23 protein-coding genes are annotated in these 20,104 nt (G+C 43.1%); 15 read left to right on the forward strand and 8 right to left on the reverse strand.

The features are described from left to right. Nucleotides 1–1,136 (forward strand): M61 family metallopeptidase (locus RMY16_RS30055; RefSeq protein ID WP_322739437.1); only part of this gene is annotated, 1,136 nt, incomplete at its 5' end. Nucleotides 1,137–1,240: 104 nt separating this feature from the next. On the opposite strand, the gene pyk is transcribed toward RMY16_RS30055, so the two are convergent. Continuing rightward, complete coding sequence (gene pyk / locus RMY16_RS30060) at nucleotides 1,241–3,010, reverse strand: pyruvate kinase (protein WP_322665494.1); 1,770 nt, start codon at nucleotides 3,008–3,010, stop codon at nucleotides 1,241–1,243. Between the two features lie 381 nt (nucleotides 3,011–3,391). Here pyk and crtR point away from each other — a divergent pair, with 381 nt between their 5' ends. Further along, entirely contained in the window at nucleotides 3,392–4,282 is an 891-nt protein-coding gene (gene crtR / locus RMY16_RS30065) for a beta-carotene hydroxylase (RefSeq protein WP_322739451.1), read from the forward strand. On the opposite strand, the gene RMY16_RS30070 is transcribed toward crtR, so the two are convergent. Then, on the reverse strand, nucleotides 4,257–4,394 hold the full coding sequence (locus RMY16_RS30070; protein ID WP_322739438.1) for a DUF433 domain-containing protein: 138 nt from the start codon (nucleotides 4,392–4,394) through the stop codon (nucleotides 4,257–4,259). The two genes, crtR and RMY16_RS30070, sit on opposite strands and share 26 nt — an antisense overlap. Before the next feature lie 264 nt (nucleotides 4,395–4,658). Here RMY16_RS30070 and RMY16_RS30075 point away from each other — a divergent pair, with 264 nt between their 5' ends. Next, on the forward strand, nucleotides 4,659–4,844 hold the full coding sequence (locus tag RMY16_RS30075) for a hypothetical protein (RefSeq protein WP_229460353.1): 186 nt from the start codon (nucleotides 4,659–4,661) through the stop codon (nucleotides 4,842–4,844). Further along, the gene (locus RMY16_RS30080; protein ID WP_322739439.1) at nucleotides 4,825–5,190 is read left to right on the forward strand and encodes a type II toxin-antitoxin system PemK/MazF family toxin; all 366 of its coding nucleotides are present in this window, start codon (nucleotides 4,825–4,827) and stop codon (nucleotides 5,188–5,190) included. Before RMY16_RS30075 ends, RMY16_RS30080 begins: the two co-directional genes overlap by 20 nt. Nucleotides 5,191–5,275: 85 nt before the next feature. Here the strand turns inward: RMY16_RS30080 and RMY16_RS30085 are convergent, their stop codons facing one another. After that, nucleotides 5,276–5,476, reverse strand: coding sequence for a hypothetical protein (locus RMY16_RS30085; RefSeq protein ID WP_322739440.1), 201 nt, complete (start codon nucleotides 5,474–5,476; stop codon nucleotides 5,276–5,278). Nucleotides 5,477–5,744: 268 nt separating this feature from the next. On the opposite strand from RMY16_RS30085, the gene RMY16_RS30090 reads away from it, so the two are divergent. Together RMY16_RS30090 and RMY16_RS30095 are read left to right on the forward strand one after the other, a co-directional pair. Then, nucleotides 5,745–6,218 (forward strand): TspO/MBR family protein, encoded by a 474-nt coding sequence (locus RMY16_RS30090; RefSeq protein ID WP_322739441.1) that lies wholly within the window; start codon nucleotides 5,745–5,747, stop codon nucleotides 6,216–6,218. An 89-nt stretch (nucleotides 6,219–6,307) separates the two neighbouring features. Beyond that, complete coding sequence (locus RMY16_RS30095) at nucleotides 6,308–6,781, forward strand: TspO/MBR family protein (RefSeq protein ID WP_322665505.1); 474 nt, start codon at nucleotides 6,308–6,310, stop codon at nucleotides 6,779–6,781. A 5-nt stretch (nucleotides 6,782–6,786) separates the two neighbouring features. On the opposite strand, the gene RMY16_RS30100 is transcribed toward RMY16_RS30095, so the two are convergent. After that, nucleotides 6,787–7,494 carry a M15 family metallopeptidase gene (locus RMY16_RS30100; protein WP_322739442.1) on the reverse strand — a complete coding sequence of 236 codons (708 nt, stop codon included), beginning with the start codon at nucleotides 7,492–7,494 and terminating at the stop codon, nucleotides 6,787–6,789. Between the two features lie 110 nt (nucleotides 7,495–7,604). Between RMY16_RS30100 and RMY16_RS30105 the strand changes: the two genes are divergently transcribed. The 6 genes from RMY16_RS30105 (at nucleotide 7,605) to RMY16_RS30130 (ending at nucleotide 13,803) form a co-directional block, all read left to right on the forward strand. After that, a complete protein-coding gene (locus RMY16_RS30105; protein ID WP_322739443.1) occupies nucleotides 7,605–9,077 on the forward strand; it encodes an aminotransferase class I/II-fold pyridoxal phosphate-dependent enzyme in 1,473 nt (490 codons plus the stop codon). Between the two features lie 106 nt (nucleotides 9,078–9,183). After that, nucleotides 9,184–9,690, forward strand: a complete 507-nt coding sequence (locus tag RMY16_RS30110) for a DUF2059 domain-containing protein (RefSeq protein WP_322739444.1) — start codon at nucleotides 9,184–9,186, stop codon at nucleotides 9,688–9,690. Between the two features lie 544 nt (nucleotides 9,691–10,234). Then, on the forward strand, nucleotides 10,235–11,215 hold the full coding sequence (locus tag RMY16_RS30115) for a choice-of-anchor A family protein (RefSeq protein ID WP_322739445.1): 981 nt from the start codon (nucleotides 10,235–10,237) through the stop codon (nucleotides 11,213–11,215). Nucleotides 11,216–11,350: 135 nt separating this feature from the next. After that, the gene (locus RMY16_RS30120) at nucleotides 11,351–12,370 is read left to right on the forward strand and encodes an ABC transporter ATP-binding protein (RefSeq protein WP_322739446.1); all 1,020 of its coding nucleotides are present in this window, start codon (nucleotides 11,351–11,353) and stop codon (nucleotides 12,368–12,370) included. A gap of 110 nt (nucleotides 12,371–12,480) precedes the next feature. Further along, on the forward strand, nucleotides 12,481–13,368 hold the full coding sequence (locus tag RMY16_RS30125; protein WP_322739447.1) for an ABC transporter permease: 888 nt from the start codon (nucleotides 12,481–12,483) through the stop codon (nucleotides 13,366–13,368). Between the two features lie 39 nt (nucleotides 13,369–13,407). Beyond that, nucleotides 13,408–13,803 (forward strand): hypothetical protein, encoded by a 396-nt coding sequence (locus RMY16_RS30130; RefSeq protein WP_322739448.1) that lies wholly within the window; start codon nucleotides 13,408–13,410, stop codon nucleotides 13,801–13,803. A gap of 77 nt (nucleotides 13,804–13,880) precedes the next feature. Here RMY16_RS30130 and RMY16_RS30135 read toward each other — a convergent pair whose 3' ends face one another. Beyond that, nucleotides 13,881–14,318 (reverse strand): peroxiredoxin, encoded by a 438-nt coding sequence (locus RMY16_RS30135; RefSeq protein ID WP_289798885.1) that lies wholly within the window; start codon nucleotides 14,316–14,318, stop codon nucleotides 13,881–13,883. 194 nt (nucleotides 14,319–14,512) lie between these two features. On the opposite strand from RMY16_RS30135, the gene RMY16_RS30140 reads away from it, so the two are divergent. The 3 genes from RMY16_RS30140 to RMY16_RS30150 all read left to right on the forward strand — a co-directional run bounded on the left by RMY16_RS30140 (nucleotide 14,513) and on the right by RMY16_RS30150 (nucleotide 17,092). Then, nucleotides 14,513–14,917 carry an Npun_F0494 family protein gene (locus RMY16_RS30140; protein ID WP_322739449.1) on the forward strand — a complete coding sequence of 135 codons (405 nt, stop codon included), beginning with the start codon at nucleotides 14,513–14,515 and terminating at the stop codon, nucleotides 14,915–14,917. Nucleotides 14,918–15,246: 329 nt separating this feature from the next. Further along, the gene (cobQ, locus tag RMY16_RS30145) at nucleotides 15,247–16,731 is read left to right on the forward strand and encodes a cobyric acid synthase CobQ (RefSeq protein ID WP_322665527.1); all 1,485 of its coding nucleotides are present in this window, start codon (nucleotides 15,247–15,249) and stop codon (nucleotides 16,729–16,731) included. A 124-nt stretch (nucleotides 16,732–16,855) separates the two neighbouring features. Next, on the forward strand, nucleotides 16,856–17,092 hold the full coding sequence (locus tag RMY16_RS30150; protein WP_322690407.1) for a 2Fe-2S iron-sulfur cluster-binding protein: 237 nt from the start codon (nucleotides 16,856–16,858) through the stop codon (nucleotides 17,090–17,092). A 43-nt stretch (nucleotides 17,093–17,135) separates the two neighbouring features. Here RMY16_RS30150 and RMY16_RS30155 read toward each other — a convergent pair whose 3' ends face one another. From RMY16_RS30155 to zds, 3 genes are all read right to left on the reverse strand, one after another. Next, nucleotides 17,136–17,873 (reverse strand): SGNH/GDSL hydrolase family protein, encoded by a 738-nt coding sequence (locus RMY16_RS30155; protein WP_322739450.1) that lies wholly within the window; start codon nucleotides 17,871–17,873, stop codon nucleotides 17,136–17,138. Nucleotides 17,874–18,087: 214 nt separating this feature from the next. Continuing rightward, nucleotides 18,088–18,531, reverse strand: coding sequence for an SRPBCC family protein (locus tag RMY16_RS30160; RefSeq protein ID WP_099100960.1), 444 nt, complete (start codon nucleotides 18,529–18,531; stop codon nucleotides 18,088–18,090). Between the two features lie 88 nt (nucleotides 18,532–18,619). After that, nucleotides 18,620–20,059, reverse strand: a complete 1,440-nt coding sequence (gene zds / locus RMY16_RS30165; RefSeq protein ID WP_322739452.1) for a 9,9'-di-cis-zeta-carotene desaturase — start codon at nucleotides 20,057–20,059, stop codon at nucleotides 18,620–18,622. Between the last annotated feature and the right edge of the window lie 45 nt (nucleotides 20,060–20,104).

Raw genomic sequence — 20,104 nt, forward strand, 5'->3', positions numbered from 1 at the left:
TTGCTGATATCCAAAAAATTATTCAGGTAGAAGCACAGATGTTCGGCGGTTTGCCATATCAAAGATATGTGTTTCTGCTACATTTATTTAGCCAAGCTTTTGGCGGTTTGGAGCATAAAGACTCTTGCTCCTTAATTTACCAGCGTTTTGGATTTCGCGCTCAGGAAAAGTATGATCGCTTTCTGCAATTAGTTGCACACGAGTTCTTTCACTTGTGGAATGTCAAGCGAATTCGGCCAAAAGCATTAGAAGTTTTTGATTACGATCAAGAAAACTACACACCATCATTGTGGTTTTGTGAGGGTACTACTAGTTACTACGACTTGTTAATTCCTTTGCGGGCGGGAATTTATGATGTTAAGTCGTATTTGAATAACTTGGGTAAGGAAATTACCAGATATGAAACAACACCGGGGCGCAAGGTACAACCCGTTTCTGAGTCGAGTTTTGATGCCTGGATAAAACTTTATCGCCCGGATGCCAATAGCGGTAATTCCCAAATTTCCTACTATTTAAAAGGAGAAATGGTATCGTTGTTGCTGGATTTGCTGATTCGCTCTACTCACAACAATCAGCGCTCCCTCGATGACGTAATGCTGAAAATGTGGCAGCAATTTGGGCAAGATGAAATCGGCTATACCCCAGAACAGTTACAGGAAGTTATCGAATCTGTTGCCGGAATCGATTTGACTGATTTCTTTAAATGCTACATTGATAGTACTGATGATTTGCCTTTCAATCAGTATTTAGAACCCTTTGGCTTGCAGTTGGTAGCCGAACAGCAGGAAGAACCTTACCTGGGTGTGAGAATAAATACAGAAAATGGGCGGGAGATCGTTAAGTTTGTGGAGACTGGTTCACCTGCACAAATAAGGGGAATTGATGCAAGTGATGAGTTGTTAGCAATTGATGGGATTAAGGTAACGGCAGGTGGCTTAAGCGATCGCCTCAAAGATTATCAACCCAACGATACCATCCAAGTCGCGGTTTTCCACCAAGACGAACTGCGTACTTATTCCATCACCCTCGCATCACCGCGTCCAACTAGATATCAGGTAAAACCTGTTGAACATCCTAACTCCATACAGCAGCAAAACTTTGCTGGATGGCTTGGGGCTGCGATCGCAACAGTTTGATAAAGGGATTGGGGATTGGGCACAAGAGGCAGAGGGGTAGAGGGGATAAAACTTACTACAACTCCTCTGCTCCCCTGCTCCCCTGCTCCCCTGCTCCCCTGCTTCTAAGCCGTTCTCACCGCCCCAGAGTAAATCAAACCCCGTTGCAGATCCAGCGTTATAATCGCTCCATCCCGAATCGCCTGCGTTGCCTGCTTCACGCCGACAATCACTGGCACACCGAGACGCAACCCAATTACTGCTGCGTGACTTGTGAGACTTTCATCTTCAGTAATAATCCCGGCAGCTTTCCGAATTGCTTCTACAAAATCGGCACTAGTGCGGGGTGCAACCAAAATATCTCCGGGATTAAAGTTACTCACATCCATGCCAGTATTAGCCACGCGTGCGCGACCACTTACTGAACCTTGTCCCAGCCCAATTCCGTGACCTAGTACTGCCGTCACCACCTCTACCTTAATCAAATCTGTAGAGCCAGAAATACCCTGGAGTGTACCAGCCGTCATCACTACTAAATCTCCCTGGGACAGTAACTTAAGTTCTTGAGCCACGTTAATTGCAGCTTGAAATGTCTGACCAGTGGAAGGTAATCCTAGCACCAACAGCGGTTTTACTCCCCACACCATTTGTAGCTGCCGCGCCACATTTACATGGGGTGTCACTGCCAAAATTGGTGTGTGAGGACGAAACTTAGAGACATTGCGGGCTGTTGCCCCCGTTTGCGTTAGGGTCATAATTGCTGCTGCACCTAATTGTTCGGCAATTTGACCGACAGCTTGACTAATCGCATTGGGAATGGAGCGTCGAGCATCTCTCACAGAACGTAGGTTTAGGTGTTGGGCTTCTTCCTGCTCCATACGTTCGGCAATTCGCGCCATCGTCGCCACTGCTTCTACAGGGAAGCTACCCACGGCGGTTTCGTTGGAGAGCATCACCGCGTCTGTGCCGTCTAAAATCGCATTTGCCACATCCGATACTTCAGCACGAGTGGGACGGGGATTGCTCACCATGCTGTCTAACATCTGAGTAGCGGTGATGATGGGAATCCCCAAGCGATTTGCTGTCGCAATTAGCCGCTTTTGGAGTACCGGAACATCTTCCGCTGGTAATTCCACCCCTAAGTCGCCTCTGGCAACCATCACGCCATCACACAAAGCCAGAACCGCTTCCATTTGTTCAATGGCTTCGTGCTTTTCAATTTTGGCAACCACTGGCACTTGCTTGCCTGTACTAGAAATTAGTTCTTTAATTTCGATCATGTCCTGCGGATTGCGGACAAAGGAAAGTGCCACCCAATCGACACCTTGATCTAGACCAAACATTAGATCCTCTCGGTCTTTGTCGGTCATTGCCTTAATTGACAGGTAAACGCCGGGAAAGTTTACGCCTTTGTTGTTGGAAAGTTTTCCAGGCACGGTGACACGACAATGCAAATCACCTTTATCCCGATTAATCTCCTCTACGAGCATTTCTACTCGTCCATCATCGAGGAGGATTTTTGCCCCAACCGGGACTTCTTCGGCTAAATAATCGTAAGTGACGCAGCTAATTTCTTGCGTACCTACCACCGGACGATTTGTCAAGGTGAAGCGATCGCCTTTTGCTAAAACTATAGACCCGTTGTCAAACTTCCCCAAGCGAATTTTTGGGCCCTGCAAGTCTTGGAGAATAGCCACTGGCTGATTTAATTCAAAAGCGGTTTGCCGAATTAAGCGAATACTACGCTGATGGTCGGCATGAGTTCCGTGGGAGAAGTTTAGCCGCAGCGTCGTGGCTCCCGCTTCAATAATCGCCTTGAGCATTTCAGGACTGCTAGTGGCGGGGCCAATAGTAGCGACAATTTTTGTCCGGCGCAGAGAATCTCGTAATTGCATAGGGGCTGAAGTTAGGGAGCTATCTGGGAAGTCATCGTAACTTAAGTGGCATCTCCTTTTCAGTCACTGCTATATCAATAAGATATAAGCAGTTAGATGAGGGTTTATGGGAGAGTGGGGGCTGTGGGATAGACTAGATATAGTACATCAATCTTGTATCCATCCCCCCAACGAAGGAGTTTATTCCATCAACTTCTTGCCGATTCTCATACCCCACTTATCAGTAAAGACTAGGCTTCGTCTGGAATCATAGCGTTATTCATCTGCTGATATGCAAAGCTGTGGATAAATATTGCTATACAAAACTTTGCAAAACTTTATTATTCACTAATATTTATCGTATATTCGTAATGTCTGCTTAAGAAGGAGTCAATGTTAGAGATGATCGCATCGGAGGCACAAAAGCCACTGACAATCCCACCCAAGGAATTTTTAGCGCCTCCTGGTGATTTCAATCCGACGCTGCTGTTGTTTTCTGTTGCTGTATCCATGCTGGTGTTATCCAACTTTGGTTACTGGCTTTGGGAATGGCCTCACTGGCTATGTTTTTGCATTAACACGATTGCCTTGCATTGTGCCGGAACAGTAATTCATGATGCCTGTCACCAATCTGCCCATCGCAACCGGGTGATGAATGCAATGTTAGGGCATGGCAGTGCGTTGATGCTAGCTTTTGCTTTTCCGGTATTTACGCGGGTGCATTTACAGCATCATGGACATGTTAATCATCCTAAAGACGACCCAGATCATTATGTCTCTACGGGTGGGCCACTGTGGCTGATTGCAGTGCGGTTTTTGTACCACGAGGTGTTTTTCTTTCAACGGCGACTGTGGCGTAAATATGAGCTATTAGAATGGTTCATTAGCCGCTTAATTGTCGGTGTAATTGTTTATGTATCAGTGCAGTACCACTTTTTGGGTTACATTCTCAATTTTTGGTTTATACCGGCTTTTGTGGTGGGCATAGCACTGGGATTATTTTTTGACTATTTACCCCATCGTCCTTTTGCAGAGCGCGATCGCTGGAAAAATGCTCGCGTCTATCCTAACCCGATTCTCAATATCCTGATTATGGGACAGAATTACCACTTAATTCATCATTTGTGGCCTTCTATTCCTTGGTATAATTACCAGCCTGCGTATTATGTGATGAAGCCCTTGTTAGATGAAAAAGGATGTTATCAAACTTCAGGATTGTTGCAAAAAAAGGACTTTTTTGAGTTTGTTTACGACATCTTTTTAGGAATTAGATTTCATCATCAAAAAGAATAGAATTATTGCATAAAGCGATCGCTTGCTTACGGCTGACACTGGGAAAGTGATCTAGAAACTCATCCAGTGAGTCACCTGCTTTCAGATAATCGAGCAAGGTTTTTATCGGCACACGAGTACCTATAAAAATAGGGGTTCTCCCAATATATCGGGGTCGCTATGAACAACACGCGATCTGAATGTCATATAAGCTTGTCTGCGACAGACTACCTTCTGAACCTAGCTCTGGTTGTCTTGGAAATCTCAGCATATATGCCATTGTCCCCTTGCAAAGTGCGATCGCTAACTGACAAAACTGCATCATGACCAACGCTAGCCTGCTGGCAGATACCTTAACATAGAAGCAAATACGATATCTTAATTATGGAAACTTGAAATGGATGCTTTAGTCCAAGAACTCGACACAAAACTACGTCAATGGCAACCTGACATTGCTCAACAAGTGCGGCAATGCCTTGCAGAGATTATTGAACTGGCAGACCAGGATGCTCTAGATATTCTTCGTTCCAGAGTGGTTGAACAAGAAGTATTGGATTTGATTGATGAACCTGAAACCTGGTGAAGTATGGTTGGTCGATTTAGGACTTGCAGCCAAGACGCGTCCTGTGGTCGTTGTGTCTCGCTATGATCCCACTCCACCCCGCGCTTTAGTTCTCTATGTACCAGTAACTACGCAAAATCGGGGTAGCGCATACGAAGTTGAACTGCCTGCATTGCATTTTTTACGACAAGGCTCTGTTGCTAATGTTCAAGGTCTAGGTTCAATTCCTGCTGCAAGACTGGAGCGTAAACTGGGCGAACTGCCAGATGAAACATTACTCAAAATCAAACAAGCTTTGATGTTTGCTCTGGATTTGGAAATTGAGGAACAGCATGAGGATTCAAGAGATGTGGATAACACTTTATAGTAGGCTACCAATTACTCAACAATAAAACGGAGTATAGATACATCTATAACTCCGTTCACTAACAATTACATAGGTTTAAAGAGTTTTACCCTTCTGCCTCTTCTAGCTCATAGTTGGATGAACAAAACATAGCGCCGACAGCCTCATCGTGTCTTTCCCAACCTTCTTCCCAAGCTTCAATTGCTTTTTCAGCTCCATACTCACCAACTTTTTGACCTGCTGCTGTAGCTGCTGTTCCAAATGCTACTACTACTCCTGTTGCAATGGTTGATAAAGGCTCTGCCATTCACATAAGATCACACTAATCATGTCCGTCGGCTGGAATTGATTCTCACCAAAAAAAATAGAGTTTTTACATAAAGCGATGCCTACGGCGGGCTACGCCAACGCCTCCAAAGCGATAGCGATGCCCAATTCCCATAATTGAAAATCCTGCCAAACGATGTGAAGGTTTCAAACTCAGGGATGATGAGTAATTAGCAACTAAATTGACAAAATCACACTATAAAGAGTGATATTAAGCGATAGATAGCGCTTATAAAGGACTGACAGGCATGATTAAATCTTGGATGGTGATTGGGGGCGTGGCTTTCTTGGTTGCTTTAGCAGCAAACGTGATTACGCCTAGCGATCGCCAATGGTTCAAGCGTTTACAACGACCAAGATGGCTAACTTTTGAGGGCGCAATTCCCGTTATTTGGACTGTAATATTTATTTGCGGTGCTTGGTCAGCTTATATTGTCTGGGAAAAAGACCCAGGAAGCACCTCAACCTGGTTAATCATGGGTTTATATCTGCTATTAGAAATAGTTACCATTGCCTATACGCCTGTAATGTTTAAGCTTCGTAGTCTAAAAGTGGGCACAATTCTCGGTGGCACAGGTTTTATAATTAGTGCTTTATTGATACTTGCAGTTTTAAGTATTTCTGGTTGGGCAGCATTGCTATTAGTTCCTTATTTACTGTGGAGTCCCATTGGTACTTATACCACTTGGCAGATGATCGGTCTCAATCCTCAAGATGCCTAAGATTCGCACCAGGGAATGATTAAACATCTAGCCTAAATTGTCAAACTTGCAGTGTATGACTTGACAAAATACACAAGCAGGAGTGCATTATGATTCCATCTTGGATAATAATCGGGGCTGTAACTTTTTTCGTCGCCCTTGGTAGTTTCTTCATCACGCCACGTGATGTTAAATGGTTTGCAAACTTAAGTCGCCCTCGTTGGCTAGTTTTTGAGCCGTTGATTCCAATTATTTGGACTGTGATTTTTATTTGCGGTGCAGCTTCAGCTTATGTTGTCTGGGAAAAAAATCCCGGAAGCCTAATTACTTGGCTACTAATGGCTTTGTACCTCTTGGTGGAAATTATCACCGTTGCCTACATCCCTACAATGTTGAGGTTTCGCAGTCTCAAAGTTGGGGAAGTTCTTGGGCTAATCGGTTTGATTTCAGGCGTTGTCTTGGCAATCTGCGTTTTACCGATTTCTCTAATGGCGGCGCTGTTACTCCTTCCTTATCTAGTTTGGACTCCTATTGGTACTTACACTACCGACGAGTTAAAAGAGTTGAATCCTCTAGATGCATAATGAATCTATGGAAGACGCCCATAACGTGCTGTGACAGGATTGGCTGGATTAGATTGATTATTCAGCCAAGCCCACATTTGATCGCCAACAGAAAAATGCCACCATTCTCTAGGATTGCGTTGAAAGCCGGCTTTTAACATTACATCTCGCAATAGTTGACGATGAACATGATACTTTTGCGTTTCTGAGCGATCGCTATTGGCATAATAATCGGGATGCGATCGCTCTGACATTTCATCAATCGGCGAACCCATATTCACTATTTGCCCTGCATCATCTACCAGCGTTACATCTACCGCCCCACCAGTACTATGAGGAGGCGGAGTTTTTTCATCCAAACTTGGTGCAGCCCATATTGCATAAACTGCTTCCCAAACTTCTTGGCGTTGGTTTGGTGATAACTCCACCTCAGTCAGTCCTCTATCCCGCACTGCTTGGGCGAAGCTGTAATCTACCATAAACTGCTGGACTGCGATCGGGCGATAAGCATCAAAAATTTGGATACGCCAGTTGCGATGCAGAACATCAAGATAATTTTGCGCTTGGATCAAATTTTCAATAACGCTTTGACGGAGATAATAAGGAGAGTGATCGCCATAAGGCGCACCTAATTTTTCATAAGGATGGGGAGATTCCACCGCAAACAATTCTAAAGGAATTGCTATGAGCGGTTCACCACACTCGAAAATTGGAATTTGATGATAGGGCCTCATGTGAATAATTCGTAATTCGTAATTATTACCCCATGCTGTGCATAAGGAATAATTTATTTCTGTCCATTAATAAATTTAACTTTCTTGTACCTCCAATTACGAATTATTAAATGTTAAATCAAAACCAAACACCTTTATTAGATGCCTTAAAAGCCAATGCAGCAAGACCTCATGCGCCTTTTTACACCCCAGGACATAAACAAGGTGAGGGAATTCCTCAACCCTTGGCTGATTTACTTAGTAAAGCTGTCTTTCGCGCTGATTTAACCGAATTAGCAGATTTAGATAATCTCTTTGCACCGCAAGGCGTTATTCAAGAAGCCCAACAACTGGCGGCTGAGACTTATGGTGCTTCGCAAACATGGTTCCTTGTCAATGGTTCTACCTGTGGGATTGAAGCGGCAATTCTCGCTACCTGTGGTACAGGCGATAAAATTATTTTGCCTCGCAATGTGCATTCTTCGGCGATCGCTGGTTTAATTCTCTCTGGTGCAATACCAATTTTTCTCAATCCTGAATACGATTCAGTTTTAGATATTGCCCATAGCATCACGCCTAACGCCGTAGAATCTGCACTCCAACAACATCCCGAGGCTAAAGCAGTTTTGACAGTTTACCCTACATATTACGGTGTTTGCGGAGATTTGAGTGCGATCGCCAATATTACACATCAATATAATATCCCTCTACTCGTAGATGAGGCACACGGCGGACACTTTGGCTTTCATCCCGAATTACCCACTCCAGCTTTAGCCGCAGGTGCAGATTTAACTGTACAATCCATTCACAAAGTACTCGGTGCAATGACACAGGCATCGATGCTGCACGTCCAAGGTAATAGGATAGATTGCGATCGCATCAGTAAAGCTTTGCAGCTCGTACAGTCTACCAGTCCTAGTTATTTACTTTTAGCTTCTTTAGATGCAGCGCGTCAGCAAATGGCACTCCACGGAAAAATGCTGATGTCTCGCACTTTGCAACTTGCTGATGAAGCTAGAACAAAAATCAGTCAAATTCCTGGATTATCAGTTTTGGAAATGCCTCGATTGGGGGGATCTCCTGGTTTTGTAACTTTAGACAAAACGCGACTAACTGTCACTGTTTCTGGTTTAGGTTTAACCGGATTTGAGGCAGATGAAATTATGGATGAAAAATTTGCCGTTACTGCTGAATTTGCCTCACTGCAACATCTCACCTTTATCATTAGTTTGGGCAACACCCCGGCTGATATTGAACAATTGGTGCAAGGTTTCACCACCCTCGCCAAAGAATATTGCCGAAGCAACTTGACTGTTAAAAACCAGGTTTGGCTAAATCTAAACAGAACCCTAGATTATGCTTTCCAACTTTCTCCCCGTGAAGCTTTTTTTGCTGTCAGTGAAATACTACCTTTGACACAAACCAATAAACGCATCTGTGCTGAAATCGTCTGTCCCTATCCCCCAGGAATTCCTGTGTTAATGCCGGGAGAAGTCATCACCAAACCCGTCCTTGACTATCTGCAACAAATCCGGGCAATGGGAGGATTAATTAGTGGTTGTGCTGATAGTAGTTTCCGCACCCTAAAGGTAGTAAAAGAATGACTTATATGGTAAATTTAAGGATAATAATTTCAGACCATTACTCACAATGGTTCATCGTTTGTCAAACTTACCTAAATAATCCTCTCTTAAAAATAAATTTAAATCAATGAAGATAAATTTTTTGTTCGCAGCAGCAGTTGTACTTTCCTTAGTAACGACCTTCAATAAAGCTGCTTTTGCTCAAAGTCCAACTAATACTACTATTGCACCAAGTAGTAATGCTCAAGAAATAGAAAAAACTAATAATATCAAGAAATTGTTAGAGATAACTGGTACGAAAAATCTTTCTACACAGATCATCACTCAACTATTAAATAATTTCAAGTCCGAATACCCTCAAGTTCCTCAAAAATTTTGGGATACTTTTGCTGCTGAACTCAAGATAGATGATATTGTCAATGAGATTATTCCTATTTATAATAAATACTTTACTAATGAGGAAATCAAACAAATTATTGAATTTTATCAGACACCTTTAGGACAAAAAACAATTACCGTTCTTCCCCAAATCACTCAGGAATCTACTGCTATTGGTATAAGATATGGAAAATTAGCAGTCGAAAGAGCCTTAAAAAAATTGGAAGCAGAAGGATATATCCGCCCTAGTCGATAAAGCGGTCTATGATGTTAACTGAAATTTAGAAATGGGTAATTTTTAGGTTTTGCTCAATTACCAATCCTGCTAAAAAGCAGCAAAGGAGAAAGATTCTTTTTGCTCCCCTATTCTCCCTCTGCCTATTGTTTACTTCCTCGAGCGAGCAACTTTAAACTCAAATCAACTCTGCTCTCCATCTTCTACAATAAAGGTTCCTATCCTCCACGAATTCCCTTGTTAATACCGAGAGAAGTCATCACAAAATCCATTCTTAATTACCTGCAACACATCCAAGCGATAGGGTAATTTATCAGTGGTTACAATGACACTAGCCTCAAAACTTTCAAAGTTTTGAAATAACGTCCTAACTCCTAACTCCTGAATTATTGTTGATAAAAATTTAATTTATGCAGTCAACAGTAAATATGCGGTTGAACAGATAATTTTGAGAAAATTATACAGTAGTTATACTAATGTGAAACTTCAATAAAAATAGCTAGTAAATTAGTGCAATCTTTGATTTATACCCATAGGATCGTTTTGATGATTCCTAAACTAGAAGATGAAATCAAAAACCTATTATATTTGGGGGTTAGTAACAGTTCCGATTGTAGTCACTCTAGCGCTGGGTTTCTCAGCAAGAGCGAACGCAGTTGAGTTAGGCGCTGCCTCTGATTACAATGTATTTGTTTTGGGAGATATCTCTCAAAAATATACAGATATCGAAGGAAAAGTTGCTGCTGGCGGTAACATAAATTTTGTCGGCGGACTTGGAAGCAGACTTTCTGGTAATAGCGGCAACGTAGTAGTTGCTGGACAGAATTTAACTCTGAGCAACGGTCAAGTCTACCACGGGAATGCTGTCTATGGAGGCAGTGCCAATGTATCCAGCAATGTGGGATTTCCCCAAGGAACTCTCAGCCAGGGAAATCCCATCAACTTCAATGAAGCAGGGAAACAACTGCGAGGACTATCTGAATATTTGGCAACCTTGGCTCCTACTGGGAACACAACAGTTCAACCTTGGGGTGCTATTAACCTTAGTGGCAGTGGTACTGCTTTCAATGTTTTTAATCTTGCAGGCTCATCTGTCTCCAAGACCAACTATTTTGAAATTAAGGGGGACGCAAATTCAACAATCGTTGTCAATATCAGCGGTAAGGATGTGTCGCTGCAAAACTTTGGGTTTAATATCATTGGCGCAGATAAACAAAAGGTAATCTACAACTTTTATGAAGCGACTAACTTAACTGCTAGTGGAATTGGCATCCAAGGTAGTATTCTTGCGCCTTTGGCTAATTTCAATTTCAATAATGGTCAAATTAACGGCAATGTCGTGGTAGCTTCTTTGACAGGAAATGGCGAGTCTCACAATTATCTATTTAATGGCGATCTCCCAGATGTCCCAATAAAGTACTACACTCCGCCTAAGCCTCCCATTCGTAAGGTTCCAGAGCCTGCAAATATTTCAGGTTTAGGATTAATTGCTGTAGTATTTGGTTTGTTTCGCTACAAACGCAATCGAGCAACTTGTTTAGAATAATTAAAAATTTTTGGCAGCATAGCGCATGAAGCGAACTTATTTACAGATTTTCGCTCATGCGCTATTTCCTTGCTCTCTACCTTCTACAATAAGGATAGACTTTATTGAGATTTGTATAGTTGGGGATCGGCTGTCATGGCTCCCGCCGTTTTAATTCAAAATCTGCAAAAACGTTACGGTACAGTGGTTGCCGTCCAAAATGTTTCCTTTCAGGTAGAACCAGGAGAAATTTTTGGTTTGCTTGGCCCCAACGGTGCTGGGAAAACTACTACCTTGCGTGCTTTGTGTACGTTGACCACACCGGATGCAGGCATTATCGAAGTATCTGGCATCTCTGTGTTAGATAATCCAAAAGTGGCAAGACAACGACTAGGCTACGTAGCTCAAGAAGTCGCTATAGATAAGGTGTTGACTGGAAAAGAACTGCTGCAATTGCAAGCAGCACTTTATCACCTTCCAGGCGCAGTAGCTAAACAGCGGATTGAGACGGTATTAGATTTACTCGGTTTGCAAGAATACGCCAATAAAAAGACAGGAACCTACTCAGGCGGTTTACGCAAGCGCCTAGACTTGGCTGCCGGCTTGCTCCATGCACCGGATGTTCTGGTATTGGACGAGCCAACTGTAGGGCTTGACATAGAAACCCGTTTTGTGGTGTGGGATTTCCTGAGAAAATTACGCGCTTCTGGGACGACGGTAGTAATTACCAGCCATTACTTAGAAGAAATTGACGCTTTAGCCGATCGCGTGGCAATTATAGATCGCGGCGTTGTAATTGCCAGCGATACACCTTCGCAATTGAAAGATCGAGTAGGGGGCGATCGCATCACCTTGCGAATCCGCGAGTTTTCCCCCGTTGAGGAAGCTGAAAAAGCTAAAAACCTCCTGAAACCTTTACCCTTTGTCCAAGAAGTCATCATCAACAGCGCTCAAGGTAATTCACTCAACTTGGTAGTGACACCTCAGAATGATGTTCTCACTAACATACAGCAAGCGCTGAACACCGCTGCCTTGCCCATATTTGGCATCGCCCAATCTCGTCCCAGTCTCGATGACGTTTATCTCGCTGCCACAGGACGCACCTTACTGGATGCAGAACTCGCAGCCATCGCCACCCGCGATCCCAAAGCTGAAAAGAAGCAGAATATGAGATAGGTAGGGAGCAGGGGAGCAGGGAAGCAGGGGAGAAGTAGCAGTAAGTCTTTCCCCTCCGTACTGCCTCTTGTGCCCAATCTAAAATCCAAAATCCAAAATCCAAAATTGCTATGAGTGTTACTCCTAAATCTGATATCAATTGGCAGCCGCTAGCATCGCCGCAAGCAGATGCTAATACTGCACCTAACTTTTTCGGTGAATTGGTACAAGAGACGTTGGCTTTAACTCGTCGCTTGTTTATTCAGTTGCAACGCCGTCCCTCATCTTTGGTTGCTGGAATTATTCAGCCAGTAATGTGGTTAGTGCTATTTGGTGCTTTGTTCCAAAATGCTCCTAAGGGTATATTTGGCAATACAACAAATTACGGTCAATTTTTAGCTGCTGGGATCATTGTGTTCACAGCTTTTGCTGGGGCGCTGAATGCTGGTTTACCAGTGATGTTTGATCGCGAGTTCGGCTTTTTGAATCGTTTGCTGGTGGCACCGTTAGCATCGCGGTTTTCCATTGTCTTTGCCTCAGCAATCTTCATCATTAGCCAAAGTTTGCTGCAAGCTGCCGTAATTGTTGCAGCAGCTGCATTCTTAGGGGCTGGAATTCCAGATGTAGCGGGTTTAAGTGCGATCGCTCTAATTGTCTTACTTTTAGCTTTGGGTGTAACAGCCATCTCCCTCGGTTTAGCTTTCGCTCTACCCGGACACATTGAATTGATTGCAGTGATTTTCGTCACCAACCTACCATTATTGTTTGCTAGTACTGCTTTAGCACCTCTATCCTTCATGCCTCAGTGGTTGCAGGTTGTAGCTACCTTAAATCCTCTCAGTTATGCGATCGAACCAATTCGGTATCTCTATTTCCACAGTAATTGGGAACTAGGTAGTGTAGTGATGCAGGCTCCTTGGGGCAATGTTACCTTTGGGGGAGCGTTACTGGTGTTGTTTGGCTTTGCCCTAGTCGCCTTGCTGAGTATTCAACCCCAACTGCGGCGGACTCTTGCTTAAAAAGATAAAATAGATCAATTTTATTTAGGGTCAAAACCCATGAAAAAACCATTTTTACAAATTACTAGACTCTGTGTAGCTGCGGCAGCAGGAATTAGCTTTGCTTCCTTACTCATGGCTCAACCAAGTTCCGCTCAAGTCAGCCCAGCGGATACTTTCCCCAGTAATAGTACAACAGATCAAAACACCGATCCTTTCGCCCGTTCCAACTCAGACAATTTCAATATGTTTGATCTGATTCATCGGGCAAATTTCGGGACTCTCAACTGGGATTCTAACCAACAGAACGAAGAACTAAACTCAGCAGCAGCAGCCTTTAAAGCAAGGCAACAAAAACTAATTCAAGGTCAACAACAGCAACCAACCCTCAGTTTGCCAACGGTTACACAACCATCAGTTACGCCGCCATTGGTGACACCACCATCAGGTAACTGAATCAAACAAAGAACCCCAAGCCTCTAGAAGCTTGGGGCTAAGACTATTTAAAAAATCCTGAATTATCAGGTAAAAAACTACAGCCCAAGTGCAGCTAAAATATCGCTAGCATGGTTGCTGGTATTTACATTAGCGTCAACATGAGTAATTTTGCCGCTGGGGTCAATTACGTAGGTGACGCGCTTGGCATAACCGCCGCCATCCACATCGAAAGCCTTGATGAGGGATTTGTCGCTGTCAGCCAGTAGGGGAAAATTCAAATTATATTTTTGGGTGAATGCTTGATGCGAGACTTCATCATCTGCACTGACTCCCAAGATGACAATATCTTTACCTTGATATTGAGACTGGGCATCTCGAAAACTACAGGCTTGTTTGGTGCAGCCTGGCGTGTCATCTTTGGGGTAAAAATACAAAACAACCGTCTTTCCGGCAAAATCAGATAGCGAGACTGTGTTGCCGTTTGTATCTTTGGCGGTAAATGCAGGTGCATCCGTACCAACTGCTAGAGGCATAATTAACCTTTCCTGTTTCAGATTGTTGATGCACTTGAAATTTTACATTAATTTATAATGTTTAAATATAATTACTAAAAAATAGGATAACTATACTTTAGGTAACTAATTTTGGTTAAATCAGGTATTTGGTACAAGAAAAAATATATTATTAAATTAATCTTTATTAAAAGAAAAAATTATACCTACACACGATGCCTGCTGTTGATTCCCAAAACACAAATATTTTTGTCTATCCTCAAAGCACAGTAGAAAGAGCCGAGCGATCGCTAGTATGTTCGCCTTTTAATGTATCTTTATTTGAAGTGATGCGTCATCAGAGTGTATCAGTAACTGCGATCGCTCTGGAAAATGGACTCAAGCAAGGCTATACTAAACGCCCTTTATCAGAATTAGCCTGTGATGACGCTTTGGGCTGGTTGATTCAAGTAGGTGTATTGCGCCGAGAGGTCGATGGTCAGGGAATTACAGATAGTTTTCGTCTCACTCCCTTGGGACGCCAGTTAGTAGAACAATACCAGGGAAAAAATTGGCGTACTCCTTCATGGCGCGATCATTTCTATGATGCAGTGATTCGTTGGTTACGGATACCTTTTTAGAATAAAAAATCCAAGAGTTAGGATTAGGGAATCAAAGGGAACAATATACACGGAAACATCACATCTATTCATGAAGTCTTTACCATAACCATTCAACTGCAATTTGTGATGGTTATAGTGGGCATTGGGTACAAGAGGCAGAGATGTAGAGGAGCAAAGGGGCAGAGGGGAAAAACTTACTGCTCCTCTGCTCCTTGGTCACTGAGTTTACGGTGAGCGCAGTCAAACTGCGTAGCCGTTTGCGCAGTGTCTCGTAGAGAAGTGCTGCTCCCTTGTTGTTCGCTCCTAAAAATTAAATCTGTATCTTGAAAAACTAAGTGATAGCAACTATGAAATCAATTATGGTAGTGGGGACAACATCCCATGCAGGGAAATCACTTTTAACTACAGCTATTTGTCGCATTTTATCGCGGCGTGGTTGGCGAGTGGCTCCCTTTAAAGGTCAAAATATGGCTTTAAATGCTTATGTTACTGCCAGTGGTGGAGAAATTGGCTATGCTCAAGCAGTGCAAGCTTGGGCAGCGGGAGTCGTGCCTTGGGTAGAAATGAATCCCATTTTACTCAAACCGCAAGGGGATATGACTTCCCAAGTAATTATTAAAGGTAGGTCTGTTGGTAAAGTGAGTGCCTCAGATTACTACGAGCAATATTTTGAACTGGGGTGGCGGACAATTGAAGAATCGCTACAGCATTTAGGAACAGAATTTGACATGCTGGTTTGTGAAGGTGCTGGTAGTCCAGCGGAAATTAACCTCAAGCACCGCGACTTAACTAATATGCGGGTAGCAAAGCATTTAAATGCACCAACCATATTAGTAGTTGACATTGACCGAGGTGGTGCTTTTGCTCATGTTGTTGGAACCTTAGAGTTATTGGAACCAGATGAACGCGCCTTAATTAAAGGTATAGTAATTAATAAGTTTCGAGGGCAGCGATCGCTCTTAGATCCGGGGATAAAATGGTTAGAAGAACGTACAGGTATCCCCGTTATCGGTGTTATACCCTACTTGCAACAAATGTTTCCAGCCGAGGATTCACTTGACCTGCTAGAACGTCAATCGTCGTCAAATAAAGCCCAAACTGACCTCAACATTGCCGTCATCCGCTTACCAAGAATTGCCAATTTCACCGACTTTGACCCACTGGAATCAGAAAGTACAGTTTCAATTAAATACTTAAGTCCTAAGCAAGATTTAGGACATCCTGATGCCGTGATTATCCCAGGTACAAAGACTACAATTGCTGACTTGCTACTGTTGCAAAAAAGCGGTATGGCAGAAGCTATCCAAAACTACGCTGCTTCTGGGGGAACGGTTTTAGGTATCTGCGGTGGCTATCAAATGCTCGGTCAAATCATCGCCGATCCAGAGGGGATAGAGGGACAAGCTGGCAGATTTCAAGGGTTAAATCTTTTACCAATCAGAACTGTTATTACAGGACAAAAAATCGCCCGCCAGCGCCAAGTTAGCTCAAATTATCCCCAACAAGGTTTACCAGTAAATGGCTTTGAAATCCACCAAGGGCGATCGCGCATTGAACAGCAAGGTATAGATCCCCAATCTTACCATGCCCTATTTGACGATATTAATTTAGGGTTAGTAGATAGTTGTCAATCAGTATGGGGAAGTTACCTCCACGGACTTTTTGACAATGGCCCTTGGCGACGCGCTTGGTTAAATCGCCTCCGTCAACAGCGGGGTTTAAAATCTTTGCCCACCGGTGTTGCTAACTATCGAGAACAGCGAGAGCAAATTTTAGACTCTCTAGCCATTGAAGTTGAGAGCCATTTAGACTTAAGTCTGTTTTTGTCTTAAGCTAAAATGCGTTGAAATGTCATTAGTCATTGGTCACTTGTACTGAGCGTAGTCGAAGTATTGGTCATTTGCAAAGGACAAAGGACAATTGACAAATGACAACTCTATTAAATGCGTAACATTGATGATTGTTCGTATCCGCTTTTTACCAGATGATGTCACAGTAGATGCCGAAGTGGGAGAAGCCCTCTTAGACGTAGCAGACCGGGCTGGGGTATTTATTCCCACCGGTTGTCTCATGGGGTCTTGTCACGCTTGCACCGTCGAATTAGAGGATGGAGAGATCGTCCGCGCTTGTATTACCGGAGTACCGCCACGCGAGGAATTGACGATTAATTTGTTTAGCGATCCTACTTGGTAATGTCAGCCCTGTTATTGAAAAAGACTGGTATGCCATGCGGGTCTTAGTTAATTGCTTGTAACGCTTGTAATAGACCTTGAGCAGTAGAAAGCTTTACATTGTAAGTATTAACTGGAATTGCATTAGCCATTGAAGCAAAAATAACTTTATGTCCCTGGTCGTTAGGATGTATGCCATCTGGAGAAATTAACACATCACTACCAGCATTGATCATATCTTGGTAGACATCCGCCCACCTAGCACCAAACTCTTTTGCCACACTTTTTGCGGCATCTCTGTAAATACGATGTTTATTAAGTGTACCGCTATTAAATTCTGGGTAAAGATGATAAGCAATTGGCTTTATATAAGGAGGAGAGCTAATTGTAATATTTAAGCGATTGATTCCTGATGCAAGTAATCCTTGTACGACTTCTCTTAAATCAGTCTTGTATTCCTCCACAGAAAAAGCTTGACCACTATATCGCAAGTCATTTAATCCATATAAAATGTAGACTTTTTCAGGGTAATGTCTAACAACATCTTTAACATAGCGATCGCGTCCGTTATTAGTAAGTCTTGGATAAGTGTTCTGAAGAACGGTTGCACTAATTCCTTGATTGTCTTCGCATAAACCTTTGTTTTTAGCGAGTAGCGTGCTCCACCTTAAAGACAAACTAGATGCACCCACGCCTTCAGTTATTGAATCACCAAAAAATACTGCCTTGGTACAATTATTTTGTTTTAGACATGCAAAGCTAATCAAAAGTAGTGTGAAAACAATTGCAAGCTTTTGAAGCATAATTGTCACCTCTCCAGGTTAGATAGACTTTGCGCTTACAAAAAACTAGCATAAACCCAAAATAAGTAAATTCTATCAAAGTCAACAGCCTACCCGGACTCTCACATCATGGCACACCACTAAAAAATCATACAATTTCTAAAATCGGATCGCAGTCTGCGCCATCTAAATAAAAGATCGCGTGGTTTCTTACTGCCTGTTTTTGCTATCTATATCAATTAGCTTTAACATTCAGCGCGTATTCTTTAAACCTTTCCAAATCAGCTTGAATAGTTGATTCAACTATCCGCCCCAAAAACAAGTTATCCATAATTTTACCAAGAATGCCAGGGATGGCGTAGGAAATGGTCATTTTGACAATGCTACTATTGTGGCGATCATAAAAGCGAATCGCTCCCTGATTCGGCAAACCATCAACAGATTCCCATTGGATAATTTGATTAGGAATAACTTTGAGAATTCGGGATTGCCAAGAAAATTCTAGACTGCCAGTTTTTAATTTCCAAAGAGATATATCTGGATTATCTGGCGGAATTTTCACCGAATCAATCCACTTCATCCACCGGGGCATTTGCTCTAAATCAGACCAGAGGCTCCATACTAAATCTATGGGAGCCTCTACTTCTACCTGCACAGTATGCTCTAACCAGTCTGGCATTTCTCTTTTTCCTTCTCTAGGAGATGCTTTGCGATCGCGTTCTTTGCACCCTTTGGAGTAGCCTGCGGCAAGCCACTGGGTGTCTACGTTATTTCTTTAAACTCTCCAAAATCACTTTTGCCGCACGCCGTCCAGAAATAGTAGCACCTTCCATGCTGTCGATGTAGTCTTGCTGAGTATAACTCCCGGCAAGGAAGAAGTTATCTACTGGTGTTTTTTGGTTGGGGCGGTATGCATCCATCCCTGGCGCTTCTCGGTAGAGAGACTGAGCAAGCTTTACAACACTGTACCAAGTCATATTTAGCTCCCGCGACGAGGGAAACAGTTCATGGACTTGCTTGAGAACATGCTGTGCGATCGCTTCATTACTTTGCGCAATAAACGGATCTCCTGGTGTCAGCACTAACTGTAATAAAGACCCCTGTCCTGGGCGATAATAATCAGCAGGGCTAGTCAACGCTAAATCGGCAAAACAAGAAAAGTCAGCATCGGCTGTGTAAAGTAAATTATCGATTCCAGCCGCATGGTTTAACTGTTTACGTTGCTCTCCATCGTTCAGTTCTGTTACCCAACCATCAAAGCGTAACTGCACTGTAGCCACTGGCACTGCATCCAGTTTGTAAATATTGTCAAATTCTGACCACTTACGCCACTCGTGGGGTAGGATGCGTTGAATTCCTGGAACATCACAGGCAAAAACGTAAGCATCAGCGGTGATAGTTTCTACTGCATCACCTTGGGCAACTACTATACCAGTGACACGGGTTTGTTCAGCTGACTCTGTAAACTCAATTTCCCGAACTTGTCGGCGCGTGTAAATTTTGGTGCCTCTAGCTTCTAGATATTCCAGAATCGGCTTGTGTAAATATTCAGATGGAGAACCTTCCAGCATTCGCAAAACTGAAGCTTCAGTTCTAGCTGCAAATAGCTGAAATATGGTTAACATACAACGGGCAGACATATTTTCACAATCAATAAATCCCAATGCGTAAGCAATGGGGTTCCACATCCGCTTGATGCTGCCATTACTTCCACCATGACTGCGGAACCAATCGGCAAAGCTAACTTTATCTAAATTGCGGATAGTTTTCATCGCCCCATTAAAGTCTACCAATCCGCGAACTACCGGACTAGTACCTAAAGCGATCGCATTTTGCAATTTATCCTGCAACGATAGTTGGGAAGTAGTGAAAAATGCCTTTAACCCATTGAAAGGCGCACCTGTAATAAAACGAAAATCTAAAGCACCAGTGCGCCCACCTTTATTAATAAAAGTGTGGGTATGTTCCTTGAGGCGTAAGTTTTCTAACACCCCCACTTTTTTCATTAAGTCAAATAGTTGGTAGTAGCACCCGAAAAATACATGCAACCCCATTTCTAGATGGTTGCCATCTCCATCAACCCAACTGCCAACTTTACCGCCGACAAACGGACGAGACTCGAAAATCTCTATTTCACAACCAGCATCAGCTAGATCCACTGCGGTTGCTAGCCCAGCCAGTCCCGCACCTACAATTGCAACACGCATTCCGTCGTTCCTTTTCAGTTTCTTTACAGATTGTAACTGGGTTGG

The organism is Nostoc sp. DedQUE12b (assembly GCF_034530835.1).
GTDB lineage: Bacteria > Cyanobacteriota > Cyanobacteriia > Cyanobacteriales > Nostocaceae > Nostoc.

What these genes read in the sequence shown, in the direction of transcription:
- pyk (WP_322665494.1), bottom strand. Translation starts at nt 3,010, where the DNA reads ATGCAATTACGAGATTCTCTGCGCCGGACAAAAATTGTCGCTACTATT.
- crtR (WP_322739451.1), top strand. Translation starts at nt 3,392, where the DNA reads ATGATCGCATCGGAGGCACAAAAGCCACTGACAATCCCACCCAAGGAA.
- RMY16_RS30075 (WP_229460353.1), top strand. Translation starts at nt 4,659, where the DNA reads ATGGATGCTTTAGTCCAAGAACTCGACACAAAACTACGTCAATGGCAA.
- RMY16_RS30080 (WP_322739439.1), top strand. Translation starts at nt 4,825, where the DNA reads ATGAACCTGAAACCTGGTGAAGTATGGTTGGTCGATTTAGGACTTGCA.
- RMY16_RS30085 (WP_322739440.1), bottom strand. Translation starts at nt 5,476, where the DNA reads ATGGCAGAGCCTTTATCAACCATTGCAACAGGAGTAGTAGTAGCATTT.
- RMY16_RS30090 (WP_322739441.1), top strand. Translation starts at nt 5,745, where the DNA reads ATGATTAAATCTTGGATGGTGATTGGGGGCGTGGCTTTCTTGGTTGCT.
- RMY16_RS30095 (WP_322665505.1), top strand. Translation starts at nt 6,308, where the DNA reads ATGATTCCATCTTGGATAATAATCGGGGCTGTAACTTTTTTCGTCGCC.
- RMY16_RS30100 (WP_322739442.1), bottom strand. Translation starts at nt 7,494, where the DNA reads ATGAGGCCCTATCATCAAATTCCAATTTTCGAGTGTGGTGAACCGCTC.
- RMY16_RS30105 (WP_322739443.1), top strand. Translation starts at nt 7,605, where the DNA reads ATGTTAAATCAAAACCAAACACCTTTATTAGATGCCTTAAAAGCCAAT.
- RMY16_RS30110 (WP_322739444.1), top strand. Translation starts at nt 9,184, where the DNA reads ATGAAGATAAATTTTTTGTTCGCAGCAGCAGTTGTACTTTCCTTAGTA.
- RMY16_RS30115 (WP_322739445.1), top strand. Translation starts at nt 10,235, where the DNA reads ATGAAATCAAAAACCTATTATATTTGGGGGTTAGTAACAGTTCCGATT.
- RMY16_RS30120 (WP_322739446.1), top strand. Translation starts at nt 11,351, where the DNA reads ATGGCTCCCGCCGTTTTAATTCAAAATCTGCAAAAACGTTACGGTACA.
- RMY16_RS30125 (WP_322739447.1), top strand. Translation starts at nt 12,481, where the DNA reads ATGAGTGTTACTCCTAAATCTGATATCAATTGGCAGCCGCTAGCATCG.
- RMY16_RS30130 (WP_322739448.1), top strand. Translation starts at nt 13,408, where the DNA reads ATGAAAAAACCATTTTTACAAATTACTAGACTCTGTGTAGCTGCGGCA.
- RMY16_RS30135 (WP_289798885.1), bottom strand. Translation starts at nt 14,318, where the DNA reads ATGCCTCTAGCAGTTGGTACGGATGCACCTGCATTTACCGCCAAAGAT.
- RMY16_RS30140 (WP_322739449.1), top strand. Translation starts at nt 14,513, where the DNA reads ATGCCTGCTGTTGATTCCCAAAACACAAATATTTTTGTCTATCCTCAA.
- cobQ (WP_322665527.1), top strand. Translation starts at nt 15,247, where the DNA reads ATGAAATCAATTATGGTAGTGGGGACAACATCCCATGCAGGGAAATCA.
- RMY16_RS30150 (WP_322690407.1), top strand. Translation starts at nt 16,856, where the DNA reads ATGATTGTTCGTATCCGCTTTTTACCAGATGATGTCACAGTAGATGCC.
- RMY16_RS30155 (WP_322739450.1), bottom strand. Translation starts at nt 17,873, where the DNA reads ATGCTTCAAAAGCTTGCAATTGTTTTCACACTACTTTTGATTAGCTTT.
- RMY16_RS30160 (WP_099100960.1), bottom strand. Translation starts at nt 18,531, where the DNA reads ATGCCAGACTGGTTAGAGCATACTGTGCAGGTAGAAGTAGAGGCTCCC.
- zds (WP_322739452.1), bottom strand. Translation starts at nt 20,059, where the DNA reads ATGCGTGTTGCAATTGTAGGTGCGGGACTGGCTGGGCTAGCAACCGCA.